General features: G+C 34.5%; 14 protein-coding genes. 11 read left to right on the top strand and 3 right to left on the bottom strand.

Annotated features, from left to right (window positions below):
• The first annotated feature begins 146 nt into the window (after positions 1-146).
• Positions 147-1,790, top strand: a complete 1,644-nt coding sequence (gene pyrG / locus ACWGOQ_RS11320) for a CTP synthase (RefSeq protein ID WP_452058089.1) — start codon at positions 147-149, stop codon at positions 1,788-1,790.
• Between the two features lie 89 nt (positions 1,791-1,879).
• Positions 1,880-3,763, top strand: coding sequence for a membrane protein insertase YidC (yidC, locus tag ACWGOQ_RS11315; protein WP_452058090.1), 1,884 nt, complete (start codon positions 1,880-1,882; stop codon positions 3,761-3,763).
• Positions 3,764-3,836: 73 nt separating this feature from the next.
• Here yidC and ACWGOQ_RS11310 read toward each other — a convergent pair whose 3' ends face one another.
• Complete coding sequence (locus tag ACWGOQ_RS11310; protein WP_452058091.1) at positions 3,837-4,829, bottom strand: fasciclin domain-containing protein; 993 nt, start codon at positions 4,827-4,829, stop codon at positions 3,837-3,839.
• 256 nt (positions 4,830-5,085) lie between these two features.
• On the opposite strand from ACWGOQ_RS11310, the gene ACWGOQ_RS11305 reads away from it, so the two are divergent.
• The 3 genes from ACWGOQ_RS11305 (at position 5,086) to ACWGOQ_RS11295 (ending at position 8,109) form a co-directional block, all read left to right on the top strand.
• Positions 5,086-5,772 (top strand): toxin-antitoxin system YwqK family antitoxin, encoded by a 687-nt coding sequence (locus tag ACWGOQ_RS11305; RefSeq protein WP_452058092.1) that lies wholly within the window; start codon positions 5,086-5,088, stop codon positions 5,770-5,772.
• 150 nt (positions 5,773-5,922) lie between these two features.
• Entirely contained in the window at positions 5,923-7,110 is a 1,188-nt protein-coding gene (gene mnmA, locus ACWGOQ_RS11300; protein ID WP_452058093.1) for a tRNA 2-thiouridine(34) synthase MnmA, read from the top strand.
• 54 nt (positions 7,111-7,164) lie between these two features.
• Positions 7,165-8,109, top strand: coding sequence for an NAD(P)H-dependent flavin oxidoreductase (locus ACWGOQ_RS11295; protein ID WP_452058094.1), 945 nt, complete (start codon positions 7,165-7,167; stop codon positions 8,107-8,109).
• On the opposite strand, the gene ACWGOQ_RS11290 is transcribed toward ACWGOQ_RS11295, so the two are convergent.
• Positions 8,106-9,404: a glycosyltransferase gene (locus ACWGOQ_RS11290; protein ID WP_452058095.1), complete on the bottom strand. Its 1,299-nt coding sequence runs from the start codon at positions 9,402-9,404 to the stop codon at positions 8,106-8,108. The two genes, ACWGOQ_RS11295 and ACWGOQ_RS11290, sit on opposite strands and share 4 nt — an antisense overlap.
• Positions 9,405-9,524: 120 nt before the next feature.
• On the opposite strand from ACWGOQ_RS11290, the gene mazG reads away from it, so the two are divergent.
• The 6 genes from mazG to ACWGOQ_RS11260 all read left to right on the top strand — a co-directional run bounded on the left by mazG (position 9,525) and on the right by ACWGOQ_RS11260 (position 18,691).
• Positions 9,525-10,298: a nucleoside triphosphate pyrophosphohydrolase gene (mazG, locus tag ACWGOQ_RS11285; RefSeq protein WP_452058096.1), complete on the top strand. Its 774-nt coding sequence runs from the start codon at positions 9,525-9,527 to the stop codon at positions 10,296-10,298.
• 273 nt (positions 10,299-10,571) lie between these two features.
• On the top strand, positions 10,572-12,089 hold the full coding sequence (locus ACWGOQ_RS11280; protein ID WP_452058097.1) for a helix-turn-helix domain-containing protein: 1,518 nt from the start codon (positions 10,572-10,574) through the stop codon (positions 12,087-12,089).
• Positions 12,090-12,427: 338 nt separating this feature from the next.
• Positions 12,428-12,640, top strand: coding sequence for a hypothetical protein (locus ACWGOQ_RS11275; protein WP_452058098.1), 213 nt, complete (start codon positions 12,428-12,430; stop codon positions 12,638-12,640).
• Between the two features lie 656 nt (positions 12,641-13,296).
• Entirely contained in the window at positions 13,297-13,752 is a 456-nt protein-coding gene (locus ACWGOQ_RS11270; protein WP_458202772.1) for a hypothetical protein, read from the top strand.
• Positions 13,753-14,307: 555 nt separating this feature from the next.
• Complete coding sequence (locus ACWGOQ_RS11265; RefSeq protein WP_452058100.1) at positions 14,308-17,316, top strand: SusC/RagA family TonB-linked outer membrane protein; 3,009 nt, start codon at positions 14,308-14,310, stop codon at positions 17,314-17,316.
• A gap of 13 nt (positions 17,317-17,329) precedes the next feature.
• Positions 17,330-18,691 (top strand): RagB/SusD family nutrient uptake outer membrane protein, encoded by a 1,362-nt coding sequence (locus ACWGOQ_RS11260; RefSeq protein WP_452058101.1) that lies wholly within the window; start codon positions 17,330-17,332, stop codon positions 18,689-18,691.
• 216 nt (positions 18,692-18,907) lie between these two features.
• Here ACWGOQ_RS11260 and ACWGOQ_RS11255 read toward each other — a convergent pair whose 3' ends face one another.
• The gene (locus ACWGOQ_RS11255) at positions 18,908-22,351 is read right to left on the bottom strand and encodes a starch-binding protein (RefSeq protein WP_452058102.1); all 3,444 of its coding nucleotides are present in this window, start codon (positions 22,349-22,351) and stop codon (positions 18,908-18,910) included.
• Positions 22,352-22,368 lie beyond the last annotated feature (17 nt).

Genomic DNA, 22,368 nt, shown 5'->3' with positions numbered 1-22,368 from the left:
TTGTTGATTCATTTTCAGTTTTTTATACTGTTAAAGAATTATGAATAAGTTATATGAATATTGCATTGTTTTCAATGTCCTGTTTGGGTTCTTCTTCGTATTTTTGCGCAAAATTTAAACACAACCGAACTAATAGTTAAGTTTACATGGCGAATACCAAATATGTTTTTGTAACCGGAGGCGTATCTTCTTCATTAGGAAAGGGAATCATAGCAGCTTCTTTGGCAAAATTGCTACAGGCGAGAGGATATCGAGTTACAATTCAGAAACTGGATCCGTATATCAACGTTGATCCGGGAACATTAAACCCCTATGAACACGGAGAATGCTATGTAACTGATGATGGAGCAGAAACAGATCTTGATTTAGGACATTATGAGCGTTTTCTAAACACCCCTACCTCACAAGCCAATAATGTAACCACTGGTAGAATTTATCAGAGTGTTATCCAAAAAGAACGTCGAGGCGAATTTCTGGGAAAAACAGTTCAGGTGGTACCACATATTACCAATGAGATTAAAGAGAGAATTCAAATTCTTGAAAAAAGCGGTGATTATGATATTGTTATTACTGAGATCGGTGGTACGGTGGGTGATATTGAATCACTACCGTATATTGAAGCTGTTCGTCAGTTAAAATGGGAACTGGGTGACACCAATGCCCTAGTAATTCATCTTACCTTGATACCTTATCTTTCTGCGGCAGGAGAATTAAAAACGAAACCAACACAGCACAGTGTAAAGACACTTATGGAAAGTGGTATTAAAGCTGATATTTTGGTATGTAGAACAGAGCATGAATTATCAGAAGATCTTCGAGTAAAGCTGGCACTGTTTTGTAATGTGAGGCAAGAAGCCGTTATAGAGTCTATAGATGCGTCTACAATATACGACGTTCCTAATTTAATGTTAGAAGAAGGTCTGGATAAAGTAGTTTTAAAGCAATTGCTATTGAGAGATGATAATGTTCCTAATTTAGATAAATGGAATGATTTTCTCAAACGTCATAAAAATCCAAAATGTGAAGTAACTATTGGACTTATAGGTAAATATGTAGAGTTACAGGATTCTTATAAATCTATTTTAGAAGCTTTCATTCATGCAGGTGCGGAAAATGAAGTAAAGGTAAATGTAGAAAGCATCCACTCAGAATACATCGATGACAAAACCATTAAACATAAAATTGCACACTTAGATGGTGTATTGGTTGCTCCGGGATTCGGAGAACGAGGTATTGAAGGAAAAATCAAAGCCGTACAATATGCGAGAGAACATAAATTACCTTTTTTTGGTATCTGTTTGGGTATGCAAATGGCAGTGATAGAATATTCGCGCAATGTTTTGAATCTAAAAGATGCATGTTCTGTAGAAGTTGATGCGAATGCTGCAAATCCTGTTATTAGTTTGATGGAAGAGCAAAAGAGCATCACGGATATGGGAGGTACTATGAGGCTAGGTGCATGGGATTGTGAATTGTCTGAAAATAGTAAAGTCTCCGAAGCTTATGGAACATCCTTCATAGCCGAACGTCATCGTCATCGGTATGAATACAATGATCAATATAAAGAACAATTAGAAAAAGCAGGGCTGAGAACTACCGGAATTAATCCTAAAACAGGGTTAGTAGAGATTATAGAAATCCCGAAACATCCCTGGTTTGTGGGTGTACAGTACCACCCAGAATATAAAAGTACTGTAGCAAATCCACACCCTCTTTTTGTTGCTTTTGTAAAAGCAGCAGTAGAATATTCTAATTGTAAGAAAGATGCCAAAGTGGCACAGCGATCGTAAGTGGCTAGATAATTGACAATAAAAGAAGTAATATAATTTTGGAAAGCCTTCTTGATTAATCACACAAAGGCTTTTTTATACACATATCAATGGAAGAAAAGAAATTTGACCTCAATACCGTAATTGGATTTGTACTGATATTTGGAATTTTTGCGTGGATGTTTTACATAAATAAGCCTACACAAGAAGAGATGGAGGCAGAAAAAGCAAAACAAGAACAGGTTGAAGCAGAACAACAAACAGAAGAAAATCAAACAATTGATTTTGTAAAGCCCAGTAAAGCTATTGTAGTTAATCCAAAGGATTCATTAGCTTTAGTTGCAGCGCAATCCCAATTAGGAGCTTTTGCGTATTCCGCACGTTTACCTTCTGCCAAAGAAAATATTACTAAAATAGAGAATGAGGTACTGAGCTTAAAAATTAGTAACAGAGGAGGGTATATTGAAGAGGCTTTGCTCAAAAATTTCAAAACGTACGATTCTGTCCCTTTATATTTAATAAAAGATGGTAAAAATGCTTCTTTCAATCTTAATTTTGGAACAACAGACAACAGGATTTTAAATACCAAAGATCTGTTTTTCGAACCATCAGTTACAAAAAATGGGGAGAATACAGTTTTGTCTATGAAACTTAAAGTTTCTGAAACTAAATACCTGGAATATAGATATGAGTTAAAACCAAATGATTATATGTTGGATTTCTCTATAAAATCTGAAGGTTTACAACAGGTTATTAATAGTGGTCAAACGATTAATTTAGATTGGAAACTACAAGCAATAAGACAGGCTAAAAGTGCTTCTTATGAAAATAGATATACGGATATTCACTATGAGTACGAAGGTGATAAAGATGATTTTACAGGACAAGGCGATTTTGACGAGGATCAGGAAGAACAAGTTAGTTGGATTGGTTTTAAACAACATTTCTTTACATCTATACTACTAACTGATACTCCTTTTCAAACGGCAACCTTAGCATCTAAAAATATCGCGAATACAAGCGAATTAGATGATAAAGATATAAATGTTACAAAGGAATTTGCTGCATCTGTGCCTTTAGAACTTCAAGGAGGAGAACTAGATTATAATATGAATTGGTATTATGGTCCTACGGATTATAAAATTTTAAGTTCTTACGATCGTAATCTTGACGAAATTGTACCCTTAGGTTGGGGGATTTTTGGAGTGATCAACCGATATATTTTTATTCCATTTTTTAGTTTCCTTAGTGGTTTCCTTCCCTACGGGATTGCCATTGTTGTAATGACTATTGTGGTAAGGATTGTATTGTCTCCTGTTACTTACAAATCCTATGTTTCTCAGGCTAAAATGAAAATTCTAAAACCAGAAATAGCGGAGATTAGTGAGAAATACAAAGATAATGCGATGAAAAAGCAACAGGAAACCATGGCACTGTATAGCAAAGCTGGTGCGAGTCCAATGAGTGGTTGCTTGCCGGCTTTAATGCAGATTCCGGTTTTTTATGCATTATTTAACTTCTTCCCAAGCGCTTTTGATTTAAGACAAAAGAGTTTTTTGTGGGCAGACGATTTATCCAGTTATGATACGATTGCAAAATTGCCTTTTGAAATACCATTTTATGGGGATCACATTAGTTTGTTCCCTATTCTAGCCTCTGTAGCGATATTTATCTATATGATGATGACTACTGGTCAGACAATGCAACAGCAACAACCAGGGATGCCTAATATGAAATTTATTATGTATTTATCTCCATTGATGATGTTGATTTTCTTCAATAACTATGCCAGTGGATTGTCATTATACTATTTTATTTCTAACTTAATTACTATTGGTATTATGTTAGTCATAAAGAATGTGATTATTGATGAAGATAAAATTCATGCTAAAATCCAGGAGAACAAGAAAAAGCCTAAAAAGCAAGGTAAATTTCAGAAGAAGATGAAGGAGTTAATGGAACAAGCAGAGAAACAGCAGAAAGCGAAGAAATAAAAACAGAATAAATTTCGTATTAAAAATCCCCGTTTTCGATTGGAAACGGGGATTTTTTTGATTTTGATAAGTGTTACTTTCCTGGAATAATGATTTCTATAGGAGTAAGTAAAACACCGTCTATCATGTGTATTATTCCATTCGTGGCTTGTATGTCAGTAACTGTTATTGTACTTACATTAGGTGGGTTAGCTCCATCTGCTACTGTCCTTGCTGTGGCATCTATGGTAACTTGTCCAGAGACAGTGGTAACATTACCATTAGTTAAATCTGCTTCTCTAACATTCAAATTAGGTATCACGTGTAGATTCAAAGCTGTTTCTAATGTCATTTCAGGAATGTCACCAGGAACATTCCAAGTGTCGTCTGTAGTCAATAATGCATCAAAAGCAGTATTGTTTGGTGCAAATACTGTAAAAGGACCAGGTCCTTGCAGCGTGTTTGCATAATCAAAAGTGTAAGCTGTTAATCCCTCTACAAGTCTGGAAAAGTTTGGATCCGCAGTAGCAAAGGTAGTTATATCTGGTAACCCAATTACGGCATCTATTTTATGTATAATACCATTTGAGGCAAGAATATCTGGCGTGGTTACCTCAGCTCTTCCATTAAAAACTACTCCGTCAGTCGTGTTGTAATATATACTAATCGTACTTTCGTTAGGGCCAGCGGTAGAAGCTGTTTCCGCATACCCAGCTCCATTATTTGTAAGCGCTGTAGAAGTGACTTCGCCAGGAATTACATGATTCAATAAAAGCTGTTCTAACTCGTCTGTTGGAACTGCGTTAATATCTGCATAATTGTTAGCAGTAAGATACGCCTGAACCGCTTCATTTGTTGGTGCCAATACTGTAAAAGGCCCTGCTCCGTTAAGAAGTGATACTAGATCACCATCAGCAAGACCAAGAGCAGTTACCAATAATGACAATTCTGTATCTGCTGTCGCTGCTACCACTATGCTGTCAGTTGGAATAATAATGTTTCCATCATCATCACTACTACAAGAGAAAATCCCAAGTACAAATGTAGCAATAAGTACTACGTTAGTGATTTTTAAAATAATTTTCATGTTTTTGAGTTTTAAAAGTTATTATTTGTTCAGATTATTAACGCGATTAGTGTTTTACATATTTTTAAAAATTAGTTAAACAAAAGTTAACGGTAGGTGATTTTGTTGTTTCATAATTCCTTTTTTGGAAATTTTAATGTTTTTTTTGTAATATTTTTTGTGTAAAATAGATTTGAAATTTTATTTTGATTGTATTTTTTAAGAATATTGGTATACTTTTTGAACTGTAGAAGTAACTAAATAATTTGGGTAAACTATGCGAAATAGATTTTTGTTTTTCTTTTTAGTTTGTGGGATCACAATGATCAATGGTCAACAGTTTAATAAGTTTGATGCTGAAGGAAAAAGACACGGAAAGTGGCAAAAGAAGTATCCCAATAGTGACCAACTTCGCTATGAAGGAGCTTTTGAACATGGAAAAGAAATAGGTGAATTTAAATTTTATAAGCCTAGTAGCGGAAAATCCCCTACAGCTATTAAGATGTTTTCCAGTACAACAGATACCGTTATTGTAAAGTACTTTACTGAGAAAGGTAAAGTAATTAGTAAAGGTAATATGATTGGTAAAGAAAGAGTAGGTACATGGACATACTATCATAATGGATCATCTAAAATAATGATGACCGAAGAATATAGTTTAGGGAAACTACACGGAGAACAAAAAACGTATTTCAAAAATGGGCAATTAACAGAAAAGACAACATATAGAGAAGGTATGAAAGAAGGGAAACGATTTATGTATTCTGATAAAGGTGTTGTTATTAAGGAGTTTACATACCAAAATGATCAATTACACGGAATTACAAAATACTATGACGCTGAAGGAGCTGTAAAAATCGAAGGTAATTACATAAAAGACCGAAAAGATGGAATGTGGAAGTATTATGAAAATGGTGAGTTAATAGAGCAAAAACAATTTCCTGTTAGCAAAAGAGGTTCTTAGTATCAAAATAAAATAGTAACGGATAGAGAAAACCTTAAAGTAATGCGATAGCATTACTTTTTTTATTTGTTATTTTTGTACACGGTTTAAAAAATAGTAATAATGCTTTTTTTAAAATCCATAGTCAGAATTACGGATAAAATAATAGTAATGAAAAGAGTTGTTGTAGGCTTATCAGGAGGAGTAGATTCTAGTGTGGCAGCATATTTGTTAAAAAAACAAGGATATGAGGTGATAGGCCTTTTTATGAAAAACTGGCACGATGATTCTGTAACAATTTCTGATGAATGCCCTTGGTTGGATGATAGTAATGATGCTTTGCTAGTTGCTGAAAAATTAGGGATTCCATTTCAGACAGTAGATCTGAGTACAGAGTATAAAGAACGAATCGTAGATTACATGTTTCGTGAGTACGAAAGAGGGAGAACGCCCAATCCCGATGTTTTATGTAATCGAGAAATTAAGTTTGATGTTTTTTTAAAAATTGCATTGTCTTTGGGTGCAGATTATGTAGCAACAGGACATTATTGTAGAAAAGATACAGTTGTTGAAGATGGCAAAGAAAAACATCGTTTGCTTGCAGGAAAAGATCTTAATAAAGATCAATCTTATTTCTTATGTCAGTTATCGCAGGATCAACTGGCCAAAACACTTTTTCCTGTCGGGGAGTTGTTAAAACCAGAAGTGAGAGAGATTGCAAAACAGCAAGATTTGGTTACAGCAGATAAAAAAGATTCTCAGGGATTATGCTTCATAGGAAAAGTAAGACTACCAGAATTTCTTCAACAAAAATTGCAACCAAAGAAAGGAGATATTATTGAGATTTCTTCAACCAAAGAAATCTACACGAAAAGGATTCCTAGTTTTACTTCTAAAACAGAAGAGTTAGCATTTTTATCTTCAAAACATATGTATAAGAGGAATGATGGTAAAGTCGTTGGTAAACATCAAGGAGCACATTATTACACAAAAGGTCAGAGAAAAGGGCTTGCTGTAGGAGGAACACCAGAACCTCTTTTTGTTATTGAAACAGATGTGGACACAAACGTTATTTATACGGGACAAGGTAAAAGCCATCCAGGTTTGTATCGAAAAGCACTTTTTATAAGTAATGAAGAATTGCATTGGGTTCGACCAGATCTGAAATTAGATGTTGATAAAGAATTAACTGTTATGGCTAGAATACGGTATAGGCAACCCTTGGATAAAGCAACCTTGCACCAGACTGTTTCAGGTATGTATGTTGTTTTCGAAAATCCCCAGAGTGCTATTACTGAAGGTCAGTTCGTGGCTTGGTATATACACGATGAATTAGTAGGGTCAGGAGTAATTTCATAACTTTAGAATCTACTTTTACCTTCAGCAAATAAAGTTAATAGATCAATATAACTAATGAATACAATCAAAGAGCTTTTTAAAATTCAATATCCTATTGTTCAAGGTGGGATGATTTGGGCAAGTGGATGGAAACTAGCCAGTGCAGTCAGCAATTCAGGCGGTCTCGGACTTATAGGAGCTGGTTCTATGTATCCGGATGTATTAAGAACACATATTCAGAAATGTAAAAAAGCGACTAGTAAGCCTTTTGGTGTAAATGTTCCTATGTTATACCCCAATCTTCAGGAAATTATTGAGATCATTATAGAGGAAGGAGTAAAAATCGTTTTTACATCCGCGGGTAACCCAAAAACATACACTTCTTACCTAAAAGATAAAGGTATTACCGTTGTTCATGTGGTTAGTAGTCTAAAATTTGCTCTTAAAGCACAAGATGCAGGTGTAGATGCAGTGGTAGCCGAAGGTTTTGAAGCAGGAGGACATAACGGACGGGATGAAACAACAACACTAACCTTGATCCCAATGGTTAAAGAAAAAATGAACATACCCCTAATTGCAGCTGGTGGTATTGCAACCGGGGCGTCTATGTTTGCTGTTATAGCCTTAGGAGCTGATGGAGTACAGATTGGTAGTAGATTTGTAGCAAGCGAAGAAGCCTCTTCACATAAAGATTTTAAGCAGATGGTAGTACAAGCGAAGGAGGGAGATACACAACTAACGTTAAAAGAATTAGCTCCCGTGAGAATGCTTAAAAATAAATTCTATCAGGATGTGCTAGCATTGTATGCCAAGGGTTCATCTGTAGAAGAACTTAAAACGTTGTTAGGACGTGCAAGAGCCAAACGAGGGATGTTCGAGGGAGATCTGATAGAAGGGGAATTAGAAATCGGACAAGTTTCTGGTTTAATTCACGATATTAAACCTGTAGCAGAAATAATAAAAGATTTAATCGATGATTTTGAAGTGACCCAACAAAAGATGAATGCCATCAGGTTCTAATGCTTTGCCCGTGGTGGTACCAAGTCGATAATATGTTTTTCACAAATGGCTAAGGAATCATAAGAAGTAAGCTGTTTCTGTATTTTTTTTACTTTTTGGTAATATCTATCTGAACTTAATATTTCTGCTACTGCGTTTTGAATTGAGATTACCCGTGGACTTTCTGTTTTTAAATCTATTCCTAAACCACAATAGTCGATTCGTGCACAGATTTCGTTTTTCCCTTCATTAATACCCGCAGCAATCATTGGAACTCCGTGTTTGAGACTTATCATACTGCTTCCATATCCACCATTAAATATGAAAACATCTGTGAATGGCATTATTGTTTCAAAAGAGACAAAATCTTCAATATAAATATGTTTCTGGGGAAACTCTTTTTTCAAAATTTCTGTTTCATTATATCCAGTAACGACCAAAATATTATAATCAGAATCTTTAAATGCTTCTAATGTTGGAAGTATAAGCTTTCTGTTGTTTTTCTCTACTGTTCCTTGAGAAACTAATATAGTTATTTTAGAAAAATCTAATATTTTCCTCCAATCTCTGTTATTTCCACTCCTAGTATCAGACCAGGTTTCCAATGCTCCAATATATTTTATAGTTTCAGGGATAGAATGTCTGGGGTAATCCATCTCTGGTATTCCGTTCTGCAAAAAGATAGAAGAATTTAATGGGGCGATATCAAAAATATTGTGATTTTCTCTGGGGAGATCGAGTTGTTCTAATAGTTGGTTATATGCTTCTTTTGTTTCTTTAAAAATAAGCTTTTCAGCCATTAACTTGATAAAGTTCTGTTTTCGCTTGCTTAGAAAATTTGTAGCTGGTTGTTGCCCTAAACCATATTGCGGAATGTCTGGTGCGCTAAGTGCTAAAGGGACTACCCCAATACCGACTGCAGGAATATGTAGCTTATCTTTGATAATAGTACCAGGAAATGTATTATCAAAAACTAGAATATCAAATGGAAAAGACGGATACAAATTGTCTATATCTTCATAGTAGTCTTTCATGCGATTGATGAATAAATTAATAATATCAAATTTAATATGTGATATTCCTTTTAATTTTTTTCGTCCTGGATAAGCCTGGTCTAGTTCTGAAATTTTAATTTCTTTAGCTTTTCTGAAAGGTACGTAAGGGATCCCCATTTGGTTTAATTTGCTTTTGTATGCATTGCCAGTGTACCATCTAACATCATGCCCTTTCTTCTTGAGGTATACAGCCAACTTTGTCATTGGATTAAAGTGCCCATCAGCCGGAATACTTGCAAAAAGAATTTTTAGTGGATCCATGTAAGAAACTTGTTTTATTTTATTTAGAAAAGTCAAAGCTATACTTTTTTCTAATAAAATTGTTTTTTTTATCAAATTATAGGTTGCATCTTGTTACTTAATTTTATACGAACAATGACTATGAACTCAAGAGAAAATCAACTGAATGCTTTTGATCGATTACTAACTATAATGGATGAATTGCGTGCCCAATGTCCTTGGGATAAAAAGCAAACTCTACAGTCATTACGCCATCTCACTATAGAGGAAACTTATGAATTGGGAGACGCTATTCTGGATAATGATCTTGATGAAGTTAAGAAAGAACTGGGCGATTTACTATTACATATTGTTTTTTACGCCAAAATTGGAAGCGAAACTAAAGATTTTGATATAGCAGATGTGGCTAATGGTATATGCGAAAAACTAATAAGTCGTCATCCACATATTTATGGTGATATTCAGGTATCTGATGAAGAAGAAGTAAAAAGAAATTGGGAAAACCTTAAACTAAAAGAGGGCAAGAAAAGCGTTTTGGGAGGGGTTCCAAAATCTCTACCAGCTTTGGTAAAAGCTAGTAGAATACAGGATAAAGTTGCAGGAGTCGGATTTGATTGGGAAGAACCGCAACAAGTGTTTGAAAAATTGCAAGAAGAACTGGCAGAATTACAACATGAAATAAATGAGAATAATCAAGATAAAATAGAATCAGAATTTGGAGATGTTTTATTCTCAATGATCAATTATGCACGTTTTTTAAAAATCAATCCTGAGGATGCATTAGAACGAACCAATAAGAAGTTTATTAAACGATTTCAATATTTAGAAGAAAGGGCAAAAGAAAAAAGCAAAAGTTTAAAGGAAATGACATTGGCAGAAATGGATATTTTTTGGGAAGAGGCTAAAAAGTTATAAGAAATCATTACATACATTTCCAATAGTTTTTAATATAAAATCTTTATCACACACTATTTTCCGCAGCTTTTAAATATAAAAAAAGGCTCTATATTGTTGATTTTTTACATAAATTTTACGGGTAAACCATATATTATTCAAATTATTTACCACTTGGAACACCCTAATTTTATTAAGGTTTTGGGTAAGATATTATCGGGAAATCCTTTACAGTAAAAAAAATATGAAAAAGTTATCGTAAATTAGGAAGTATAATTATTTATAGATAATTGTGTGGCTAACTCAAAAAAAAACATAATAACTACATTATTTGGTACCATTGTTTTCTTATTTATTTCATTATCATTGTACAGTAAGCCTGATAAAATAAATAATATAAATACTGGGAGTACCAGTTTTAATGAACCCATAATTTCTGTAAAGAAACCTTATGATGATCATCAGTATACGCCAGCTATTGAGAATTATAAAAAAGCGCTAGAAGCACGAACAGGTGATTCTCTACCTATTTTTAAAAAGCTGGCATTTTCTTATGCTAAGAATAATCAACCCGAACTCGCTAGTGAATTCATACATAAATATGTCATTACTAGCCTCAACCCCTCTTTTGTGAGGCATAGTAACTTTGATGCCATTCGTGATGCAGATTCCTATCAATTATTAGCAAAAAAGTATCTTGTACAAGTTGGACTATGGTCAATCTTCTGCTTTTATGTTGCCTTTATAGGTTTGTTCATATCTATAGTTTTAAATTTTAGGGAAAAGTCAGATAGAGTTGCTAATCTACTCATGAGTGCTTTCATACTGATACATTCGGTTTTTATAATTCATATAGGTTTGTATTTTTCTAACTATCAATATTATTTACCACATATACTATATATGTCCACATTGTTTTCATTTTTATATGGACCTTTCATTTATTTTTATTTTAAAAGAGCTACTGTAGCGTATAGGTTTCAGCGTGCAGATCTATTCCATTTAATCCCATCGGTTTTATTATTTGTATTGTTATTTCCAATATATATTCTACCTGCAGACGAAAAATTAAGAATAATTCTAAATGAGGAGAGACCTTATGTAAATCTTATATCTATCTCTAAACTACTATCATTATTAGTTTATGGTGGTTTGGTTATCAAGATGTATGTATGTTCTATTAGAGTAAATAAACATCTTTCTAGGGTAGTTTTTAAATGGCAAAGAAATATTGTTATTTTTTGTTCTGTGTACATTGTTTCATATGGGATATATTCGGTACTCATTATAAAAAACGTTTTTAATGGTTTTTTGTTTTATATTCAGGTAGTATCCATGGCTCTTCTGGTCTTATATGTAAGTTATACGGCTTTTGTTCAACCAAGTGTCTTCGGAAGTTTACGATTAATTAAAAATAGTATAGTACCCGAAATTGATAAGTATAAGAAATCGGGTCTTACAGAAAGTCTTTCACTGGAGTTGAAAGAAAAGCTACAATATCTACTCAATGAAAAGAAAATTTATAAGCAAAATGATATTACTCTTCAGAAATTAGCACAGTATTTAGATACTACAAGACATAATACTTCTCAAATTATAAATGAGCATTTTAACCTAAACTTTTTCGAATTGATCAATAAGTATAGAATTGAAGAGGCAAAGGAATTATTAAAAGGAGAGAAACATAAAAACTTTAATATTATAGATGTTGCCTACGAAGTAGGATTTAATAACAAAGTTACCTTTAATAAGTCTTTTAAGAAATACAATCAGATTACCCCATCTGAATATGTTAAATCATTAGTTGCTTAATCCATAAAAAGAATTTGCTTTTTATGAAATGATAAGTGTGGGTTTTTCTATGATATTAACATAAGGATTTGTAAAAATGTTTGAATAAACTATAAATTTTGTTAATTAACATTTGACCAGTGTCAAGTTTTAAACTTCAATAATCTTAACGTGATTCATACAATGTATAGAAATCGTTTTTTTAAGTATTTGAATATATGAAGTTTGTGTTTATTGATTGAAGTAGGTTTGAATGAAATTAGAAGCAATGTTATACTCAATATGAGCATTAGGCATATAATCCAGAAAAATAAAAAACATATTGTAAATTTATTGAAGAGGTATTTGTTTAAATAGTTATGCGGCTAACTCAAGTAAACATTACCATAGCGTCACTATTTAGGACTTTATTATTTGTGTTTTTTTTTACTTCTATATCGATTTATGCTTCGGAAGAAAATATAGTAAGTATAGAAGATATCGATTCTAAAATCGATAGTTTGTTTTATTCTGCAGAAGCCAATTTTCAGAATGAACGATATCTTATGGCTATTTCTGAATATAAAAAGTAGTAACAGGTGGAACTACTGACTCATCACTCGTTTATAAGAAAATAGCGTTTGCATATACCAAATTGGATAAACCCAAATATGCCTGTGAATTTATAGAGAAGTATATAAAAGCAAGCTTAGATGTTAACTTTATAGAACATACTTATTTTAAGGAAATAAGCGATTCTAAATCATATAAAGCCTTATCAGATAAATACACCAAAAAAATAAATTTTGGTCTTTGTTTTGTTTGTATGTAGGGTTTATAGTGGTTTTTATATATACTGTATTGAATTTAAGAAAGGGACCGGATAAGATTGCAAACTTTTTGATAAGTACTTTTTTGTTAATCCATTCTTTTTTAATTATTCGTGTGAGCATATTAGTTGCCAATTATGAGTATCGTGTACCTCATGCTCTATATTTATCAGCATCTTTTTCATTTTTATATGGACCTCTTATCTATTTTTATTTTAAAAGAATCGCAGAAAATCACCAATGTGGGTCACTGGATATATTTTATTTAATACCAACTGTCATTTTTCTCATACCTATCTCCTGGTTACCTGAAGAGGAAAAATTAAGAATGATCTGAAATAATGAAAGCCCCTACTTAAGTGCAATAGTAGTTTTTTAAATTGACACCACTCATCGTATACCTGATGTTGATTATTATAATGTACATAACTTCAATTCGACGTAACGAGAATTTAACTAAAAAAGGACGTAATTGGTTACGGAATATACTAATACTTTGTACCGTTTATATTGTTTCATATGCCATTTATGCTGTTCTTATAAATCAATTCATCATAAGAGGCTTCTTATTTTACTTGCAGATTATTTCTATGTCTTTACTGGTATTATTTACTACAGTCATTAACTATCCAATAATCTGTTCTCCTGATTTAACAGATACATATTTGGTAGCAAGTACCGTCACTGGATCTTGTAAAGCCGCTCCAATTACTGATTACGAGTATGTGGTAACCGTCACAGATAATGGTGGAGGTTCTTATAGTTTATCTGGTTTTTCTGGTGGAATGTATGATGGATTGTTTTGTGGGCCTTTTGATATATGCGGGTATATCTGTTTGGGTAAAACACTGATACGTTATGTAATAATAAACTAAATAGTTCCTGTAGATTGTTTTTGTACTGATGGTTATAGCAAATTTTAATAGTTGATCAAAACACTGTCTTTTTAGATGGTGTTTTTTGTTTTTTGTAAACCAAATAAAACGTTCGTAACTAATAGCCAATATATACAAACATGATAAAATATACTCTTTTTGTAGTAGATAAAAAGAGTTTGTAAGAATATTAAAAGAATTGTCTTTTTAACCACAAATAGAGCATAGCCCTTACCTAAATCTTGATCTGTGTTCGTAGTGTTATTGATTCGAATACCCAACTTCAAAATTAAAAACGATACTCGCCTAGCATGTCTTTTTTCAATAGAAGGGAAATTTTTATCGGGACTGGTAAACGTTTATAGGCATTACCCATCTTTTTGGTTCCTATTTCTTTCTTTATCGTACAATCATAAAAGAATGGGCAAGAGGTTACTGATAATAATCGTGTAGTTTATTCTTATTGGTGATGTTATTGAGTTAGCCATCGATATACTCTTGCCTTACTTTTTTTGTGACTAACTATAGGAGTATAAATCTTGAAAAATTTTATTTATGAAAGTAAATCACTACAAACTGTTGATGCTTGTTTTTTTTATATCAAGTATAGCACTGGCTCAACAAAGATCGATATCAGGGACGGTTACAGATAGTAACGGAATACCATTGCCAGGGGTTAATATTATTATCAAAGATACAAATAGGGGAACGCAAAGTGACTTTGATGGTGCTTATTCTATTGGAGTATCAGCTGGAGAAATTATTATGTATTCTTTTCTTGGTTACGTCACACAAGAAAAACTTGTGACAGATCAAAACAAAATAGATGTAGTTCTGGATGAAGATGTAAGAGCTTTAGAAGAAGTTGTGGTAGTAGGATTTGGAACACAATCCAGAAGGAAAATCACCGCTAATATTGCCTCTATCTCTTCCGATGAAATTAATGAAATTCCGACACCAAGTTTGCAAAGTACCCTTTCAGGAAAAGCTGCAGGTGTGCAGGTAACCCAATTAAACGGTAAGGTCGAAGGAGGAGTAAAAGTTAGGGTACGTGGAATCTCGACCATATCATCTTCTCAGGAACCACTGTATGTAGTAGACGGAATTCCTATTACCAATGCAGACGAATCCATCAATAATTCACCAATCAACCCACTTATTGCATTAAACCCTAACGATGTAGAATCAATCGATATTCTCAAAGATGCATCTTCTGCAGCAATTTATGGAGCAAGAGGGACGAATGGTGTTATTATTATTACAACAAAACAAGGTAAACAAGGAAGAACAAAGGTTTCTCTAAACTCGTCATATGGAGTTAGTAGTGCTACCAATACAAGAGATTGGCTTAACGCTAACCAATATGTAGAATTGATGACAGAATCTGCCTTAAATGCAGGTTTTAGTCAGGCTGGTATTGAAGGACAATTCGATTTTTATGCAAACGGATTGGATTGGAGAAATGGAGCGGTAGATACAGACTGGCAGGAACTAGCCTTGGTAGACGGATCTGTTCAGGATTTTGGAGTATCAGTTTCTGGTGGAAGCGAAAAGACAAGGTTCTTTATGTCTACTGCGTATAACAATACTGATGGTATTGTACGCGGAAATCATCTAGAACGGTATTCTTTTAGGACAAATATCGATCATAATCTTTCAGAGAAATTCAGAATAGGAACGAACGCAAGTGTTTCAAAATCGATTATCGATAGAATTTCTAATGATAACGCATTTGCTACACCACTTCAGGCAATCGCTCAGACACCCCTGTCACCAGCATATCTGGCGGATGGCATCACTCCAAATAACAATACAACAGAATATTATAATTTTTTAACCGAAGAGTTTAATGGAAGTTTTAAAACAAATATTTGGAGAGTATTAGCAAATGTATATGCAGAATACCAAGTTATTCCTGATGTAAACTTTAGAACCGAAATTGGATACGACTTATTATCACAAGTAGCAGAACGATTTTCAGGAAGTCTTACAGAATCTGCTTCTGTTGGTGGATTTGGTACCACTAATGCGGTTCAAACAGAAAAATATAACCTCAATAATTATTTTACGTACAATAAGGTTTTCGATAATACTTTTGATGTAGAGGCAACAGTAGGGATGAGTTATGAAGATAGCTTTAGAAGATCTCAATTTCTACAAGGACAGGGGTTCCCATCTGATGATTTGCAGACCTTAAATAGTGCTGCAGAGATTGTTGCGGGAGGATCTAGTCGCACGAGATTTAATTTCCTGTCTTATTTTGGTAGAGCTACGCTTTCAATCGCTAATAAATATTTGTTAAAAGCAAGTTTGCGATATGATGGTTCGTCAAGATTTGGTGAGGAAAATAGATTTGGGTGGTTTCCTGCTGCATCAATAGGATGGATTGTTTCAGAGGAGTCTTTTTTAAAGAGTTCAGAAGTGGTTTCCTTATTGAAATTGCGAGGAAGCTGGGGTGTAACTGGTAATGCAGGTATAGGGAACTTTGCCAGTTTAAGCTTATTTCAGGGCTCGCCATACAACCAGAGAGCTGGATTAGCTCCAACTCAATTAGGTAATCCATCCCTTAAGTGGGAAAGAACCACTCAGGTAGATATGGGAATGGATTTCGGTTTTTTAAATAATAGAATTTCTGGGGAAATTGATTACTATGTAAAAGATACTGATGATCTGTTATTAAATGAACCAGTTCCCGGAACTTCAGGATTTCCAAATATTACCAGAAATGTTGGTGAAATGAAAAACAAAGGATTCGAATTTATTATAAATACAAAGAATATTGTTTCTCAGGTTGGAAGTTGGAGTACGTCAATAAACCTCTCTACTATTGACAACGAGGTTACTAAATTGCCTGGAGGTGATATTATCGCAGGAAGAAATATTGTTAGAGAAGGAGAAACCGTTTCTTCCTTTTATGTTGTAGAATTTGCTGGTGCTGACCCAGCTAATGGTGATGCTTTGTTTATTAGAAACACAGTAAATGCAGATGGTAGCATCGATAGAAGTACAACCAATAATTTTAATGAAGCAGAGAGAATTATAGCAGGTAGTCCGTATCCTGATTTCATTGCGGGACTAACAAATAATGTTACTTATAAGGGTATTGATTTCTCCTTTACTTTTCAAGGTGAATGGGGAGCTTCTATATATAATAATGGAGGAAGGTTTCAATCAGGTAATGCTCGGTTTTTTGACAATCAAACCACTGATCAGTTACGTAGGTGGCAACAGCCAGGTGATATTACCGATGTTCCTCAGGCAAGATTGTTTAGTACAAATGGTCAACAGGCTTCTACTAGATACTTGCAAGAATCAGATTTTATACGATTACGGAATCTAACTTTAGGGTATACCATACCAAAGGATGTGACTAAAAAATTCTATATGGAACGAATAAGAGTGTATTTCACAGGATTCAATCTATTGACTTTTACAGATTATGATGGTTACGATCCAGAGTCTACAGCAGATTTTAATGGTAATAACAATATTCAGGTAGGAGAAGATTTTTATTCTGCACCACCAGCTAAAACGTATACAATGGGAATAAATATTGATTTTTAAAAAACATATGGATATGAAAATATTAAAATATATTACACACACATTGCTGATTACAGCAGTTTCAATTGTAGGATGCGAAGATAATCTGGAGTTAGAGCCAGAACAAAGTTTATTGCCGGAAGTAGCGGTATCCAGTCCAGCAAATTTGCAAAACATATTGACAGGGATTTATGATGAAGCCGGACAGATAGTTTCCTATGGAGGCCAGATCAATCTAGCAGTAGAGTTACTAGGTAATGATGCCGATCTTTCTTGGAACGGGACTTTCGAGCAACCGGCACAATTGATCGAAAAACAATTAGTACCTGATAATACATTCGTAAGAGATTATTGGCTAAATGCCTATGAAGTAAATAATCAGGCTAATATTGTATTGGCTAATATAAACGTATTTGAGGTCCAATCAGAAAAAGATAGAGTAGAAGGAGAAGCGAAGTTTCTTAGGGCTTTAGTTTATTTTGATTTGGCACGATTATTTGGTCAATCTTATGAGAGTGGAGGAGGAAATTCTCAGCCTGCTGCCCCGATTATTCTAGATGCCATTCTCGATCCCGCAGATATTACATCTCCTTCAAGAAATACTGTGGAAGAAGTATATACTCAAGTAATTATCGATCTGAGGGATGCCGTGAGCTTACTTCCTGATTCAAATGGTATATTTGCGGATAAATATGCCGCTCAGGCACTTTTGGCTAGAGTGTATTTACAACAAGGTAATTATGTTGGAGCAAGAGATGCAGCTGATGATGTTTTACAAAACAGCGGTCATTCACTCACCGCTACTTATGATGGAGCCTTTAATAATGATGTAGATTCTACTGAGGATATTTTTGCTTGGCAAATTACCAGTCAGGATGGTGTTAATCAAATGAATACTTTTTGGGCGGGGCAAGCTTTTGGTGGTAGATCTGGTAATCCAGATGTTTCTATAAATGGATCATTTTTTGATATTTTTGACGATGCTAATGATGACAGATCTCAATTTTTCTATACTACTTCAGGAGGTACAGCCACCACAAAGTGGCAGTCTCAATTTGCAAATATTCCATTTTTACGTATTGCTGAAATGCATTTAATAAGAGCTGAATCGAATTTTAGATTAGCTACGACTATTGGATTAGATCCATTAGTAGAGATTAATGCTTTACGTGGTAGATCCAATGCTGCAGCACTTGGTGTTACTACTTTACAGGATATTATTGATGAGCGAAAACGAGAGTTGGCTTTTGAAGGTTTTACATTGCATGATATAAAGCGTTTACAAGAAACTGTTGGAACATTAAATTATGATGATAACTTTTTGGTAATGCCTGTTCCTCAAAGAGAACGTGATGCAAACTCTAATCTAATGCAGAACCCGGGATATGGGAATTAATTGTTGAGTTTTTATATTTTTCTAATACTGCCTGAAAACCGGACTTGATTTCATCTGTAGCATGCAATGAAAATGATCAATCTCAAAGAACTTTTCGGGCAGTTTTAATCAATTAGAAATCAACAATAAATTACCTATTAAATATCTAAAATTACCCACTTAGAACTTTTTTTGTCGAGTGGGTAGTTATAGTTTAATTGAATATGTAATACTACTTTATTGTTTTAGAACTTTTCTTGTAGTGGATTTACCGTTGAGAGTTACTTTACAGAAATAAATCCCACTAGGTAGAGATTTGTTTCCAACATTGTATTGATGAGCTCCGCGATTTACATTTTTATTTATGATCGTTTGAGAAGCTCCATAAATATTAATAAGCTCAATTCTTAAGTCACTTTTTTCTTCTCTAATGTTTAACTGTACTATAGAGTTTTTTGTTAAAGGATTAGGGAATACCTTAATACTATGATTAACTATTTGTTCCTCTGGAACTGTGTTATTCAATCTTATAGTTCCTGGTTTTTGGTCATACCACTCTCCATTATAATACCATCCGTCTTGACATCGGTTAAGATCAGCTGTTTGTGTAGAACCATTTTCACTAAAAATAAGATTAGCACAAGAAGTGTTTGGTAGTGTGTATCGATGCCAACCCTCTGTATCGTTTTCCATTAATTCTCCTGGCCAGGTGGTTGTTAATCCTGATGGATTTACACTCCAAAAATAAATACTTGGTGATGTATAGGTCTCAGGTTTAAAATATACGGTTAAATCCTGGTTTTCTTCAGGGTTATTATCATACCAAGTTCCGTTATAGTACCATCCATCTCCACACCTCTGAAGATCTGCACTTTGGTTGGTTTCATTGTTACTAAAGATGATGTTTGCGCAGTTAATACCAGTAAGTGTTAATGAGTACCAATCATTATTCAAATATGTCATATTGATGCCTGGCCAAGATACGGCAGCGGCAGATGGGGATGTATCCCAATAGTAAATAGATGGATCAGGTAACGACCCTTTATAATAAATAGTCATAGCGGCGGTTGTATCCAAAAATGTAAACGAATTACTAACCACAGAAGATGACAATCCCTCTTTGTTATATGCAATTGCTTTAATATTAGTTTCGGATGTCAAAGAAATTGGTGTCGTATACCGAATAGAAGAGGTGCTAGGTTCATCTCCGTTCAGTGTATAATAAATTTCAATTCCCTGGGATGAATTATTAGTCACATTCAGTGCAACGGTAATGGTGTCTCCTTCTATAAACGATCCACCTTCTGGTGACATCAAAAGAACAGGAGGGATGTTTGCCGTATTTCTTGGATCCGTATCATACCAAGTTCCATTATCATACCAGCCGTCTCGATCTCTGATTAGATCATCCGTTTTGGTTCCTCCATTATCGTTGAATAATAAGTTGGTGCTTTGCACTCCTTCAAAAATATACTCATACCACTCAGAATTATCAATTTGATTCATTTGTGCTCCAGGCCAGTTACTTGGAGGCAAAACAGCAGGAGATACATTCCAATAATGAGTAGTGGCCTGAGTCCAAGTAGACGGTTTCTTAAAGTATACGTGCAATCCTTCTATTGGACCGATTTGATAGTTTTTAGTGATGATATCTGATGGATTACCTTCTTTATCAAAAACAACTGCTTTTATAGTAGTGGATGTCGTGATAGTAAACGAACTATTATATTGAGAACTGGAACTACTCGGATTCGATCCATCAACCGTATAATTAATACTATATGGAGCACCAGCTCCTCCTACAGCTTCCATAGTAACTTCTATAGGGGTTTCAGAGTTTGTAGTATTTGGGTTGATTATAACTACAGGTGGACTAGGTCGATTAACGCAATTTTCAAAGAATCCACCCCCACAACCACCAACAAGTCCTGGCCCATTTAGGATATAAATTCCTGCTGATCCAGAGGTAACAGTAAAGTTAATTATTCCGTTTTGCGCGATAACTTCGCGGCCTGTTACCGCATCTCTATACACACCATTACTTATTCCAGAAATATTAAATAAGGCATTTCCGTCTTTAGCCAGTCCAACAACAACTTCGCTATTTTGATAAACTCTACGATACGAAACTGCATTACCGGGAGCTTCTTTCCAGTCCCAGCTACCCTTTTGTAATGCAGGCACTACCTTTCTTATAGCATTTAACTTTTTTATATGTTGATATATTTTATGGTTAGAAGCTTGATCCATTACATCTCCGTAATATGCTCTTCCGGTTTCATTGATGGATTTTTCAATTCCAGATGCATCGTGAATATCGTTAAACTCCCCGGCTTTAAATCGCATTTCTGTTCCATAATAAACAGCAGGGATTCCACGCCAGGTAAACATAAAATTCATACAAGCAGCTAGGTTTTCATCAGACCCTCCATAACGTCTGTTCCAGTCATTATTAGGTCCAAAATCATGATTATCTAACCAGGTCACTAATGTTGATGGATCGCTATATAAATGATCGTATCGTGCTGCGGCTTTTACAGAAGGAAAAGATTGTCCTTCTTCAAAAGTTCCATGAAAAGTAGCTTCTCCATAGAAGTCAATTACCGCAAGATCTAAAGGTTCAGAATTGTTGACTTCTCCTCTCCAGGTATAGTAGTGTGGATTTATTTCATCAACTGGATGTAATTCATGGCGTTTTTGCGCTACCTCACCAAAAATGAATAGGTCTGGGTTAATCGCTTTAAAAGCATCGTAGAAATAAATAATATCTTCTCTGCTCATATGTTTTACGGTATCCCAACGAAAAGCATCAACTCCCATGTTAATATAAGTGGCGTAAGCATTAACCAGATAGTTCCTAACTATCTGACTTTCTGTGTTAAGATCTGGAGTATCGCCAGCAAGTGCGCGGTTTTGGAGGTTTTCTACATCGTCAAAGCCTTGGGCAAAACCATTTCCAGAATGATGATACCATTCGGGATCCGAAGTATCTACATAATTCTCTTTTCCTGGGAAATTGTGTACGGATAAATCCTGATTGTAAGGTGGAGGCATTTTTGCTAGATTAGCTCTGCTCCATATCAAACCATCTTCTGGATTAGGCGTTAATCCATCATATTCCCAATTGGGATTATCTGGTGCAAACCACGGTTTCGTAGGATCTGTATTGTATTTGATTTCAGCTACGTCTTTTATTCCAAAACGTCCTGCATGGTTTGTTACTACATCCAAAACAATTTTCATGTCACGAGTATGGATTTCATTGATCAAATCCTGAAATGTAGCACCCGGAGATTCTAATCGTGGATCTACCTTAGTAAAGTCCCAAGCATGGTAGCCATGATAATCCAGTGGACTTCGGTTATGGACTATGGGAGTGATCCAAATTGCGGTAAAACCAAGGTCTTTTATGTAATCCAGTTTTTCAATTAGGCCCTTAAAATCTCCTTTCCAAGTGACATCATTAGGGTCAGTAATGGTAGTGTTTACTGTGGGATCAGGATTGTAAGAAGACCATTCTGTTGGAGCATTGTTGCTAGGATCTCCATCAAAGAAACGAGTGGTCATTAGAAAATAGATTGTTTCTTCTCTAAAATCTGTTTGCGCAGTCGCTGTATAAGGATCGAATAGTAGGCTCCAAATGCATAAAATGCCCAGAGATTTGAGTAGTGAATTTTTCATGAGTTTTGGTGTTTGTG

It is taken from the genome of Aquimarina ulvae, assembly GCF_053613295.3.
The sequence above is the reverse complement of the archived record's forward strand: the minus strand, read 5'-3'. Positions and strand labels throughout refer to the sequence as shown.

Coding starts and splice junctions, on each gene's coding strand:
- pyrG (WP_452058089.1), top strand. CDS start 147: ATGGCGAATACCAAATATGTTTTTGTAACCGGAGGCGTATCTTCTTCA.
- yidC (WP_452058090.1), top strand. CDS start 1,880: ATGGAAGAAAAGAAATTTGACCTCAATACCGTAATTGGATTTGTACTG.
- ACWGOQ_RS11310 (WP_452058091.1), bottom strand. CDS start 4,829: ATGAAAATTATTTTAAAAATCACTAACGTAGTACTTATTGCTACATTT.
- ACWGOQ_RS11305 (WP_452058092.1), top strand. CDS start 5,086: ATGCGAAATAGATTTTTGTTTTTCTTTTTAGTTTGTGGGATCACAATG.
- mnmA (WP_452058093.1), top strand. CDS start 5,923: ATGAAAAGAGTTGTTGTAGGCTTATCAGGAGGAGTAGATTCTAGTGTG.
- ACWGOQ_RS11295 (WP_452058094.1), top strand. CDS start 7,165: ATGAATACAATCAAAGAGCTTTTTAAAATTCAATATCCTATTGTTCAA.
- ACWGOQ_RS11290 (WP_452058095.1), bottom strand. CDS start 9,404: ATGGATCCACTAAAAATTCTTTTTGCAAGTATTCCGGCTGATGGGCAC.
- mazG (WP_452058096.1), top strand. CDS start 9,525: ATGAACTCAAGAGAAAATCAACTGAATGCTTTTGATCGATTACTAACT.
- ACWGOQ_RS11275 (WP_452058098.1), top strand. CDS start 12,428: ATGCGGCTAACTCAAGTAAACATTACCATAGCGTCACTATTTAGGACT.
- ACWGOQ_RS11270 (WP_458202772.1), top strand. CDS start 13,297: ATGTACATAACTTCAATTCGACGTAACGAGAATTTAACTAAAAAAGGA.
- ACWGOQ_RS11265 (WP_452058100.1), top strand. CDS start 14,308: ATGAAAGTAAATCACTACAAACTGTTGATGCTTGTTTTTTTTATATCA.
- ACWGOQ_RS11260 (WP_452058101.1), top strand. CDS start 17,330: ATGAAAATATTAAAATATATTACACACACATTGCTGATTACAGCAGTT.
- ACWGOQ_RS11255 (WP_452058102.1), bottom strand. CDS start 22,351: ATGAAAAATTCACTACTCAAATCTCTGGGCATTTTATGCATTTGGAGC.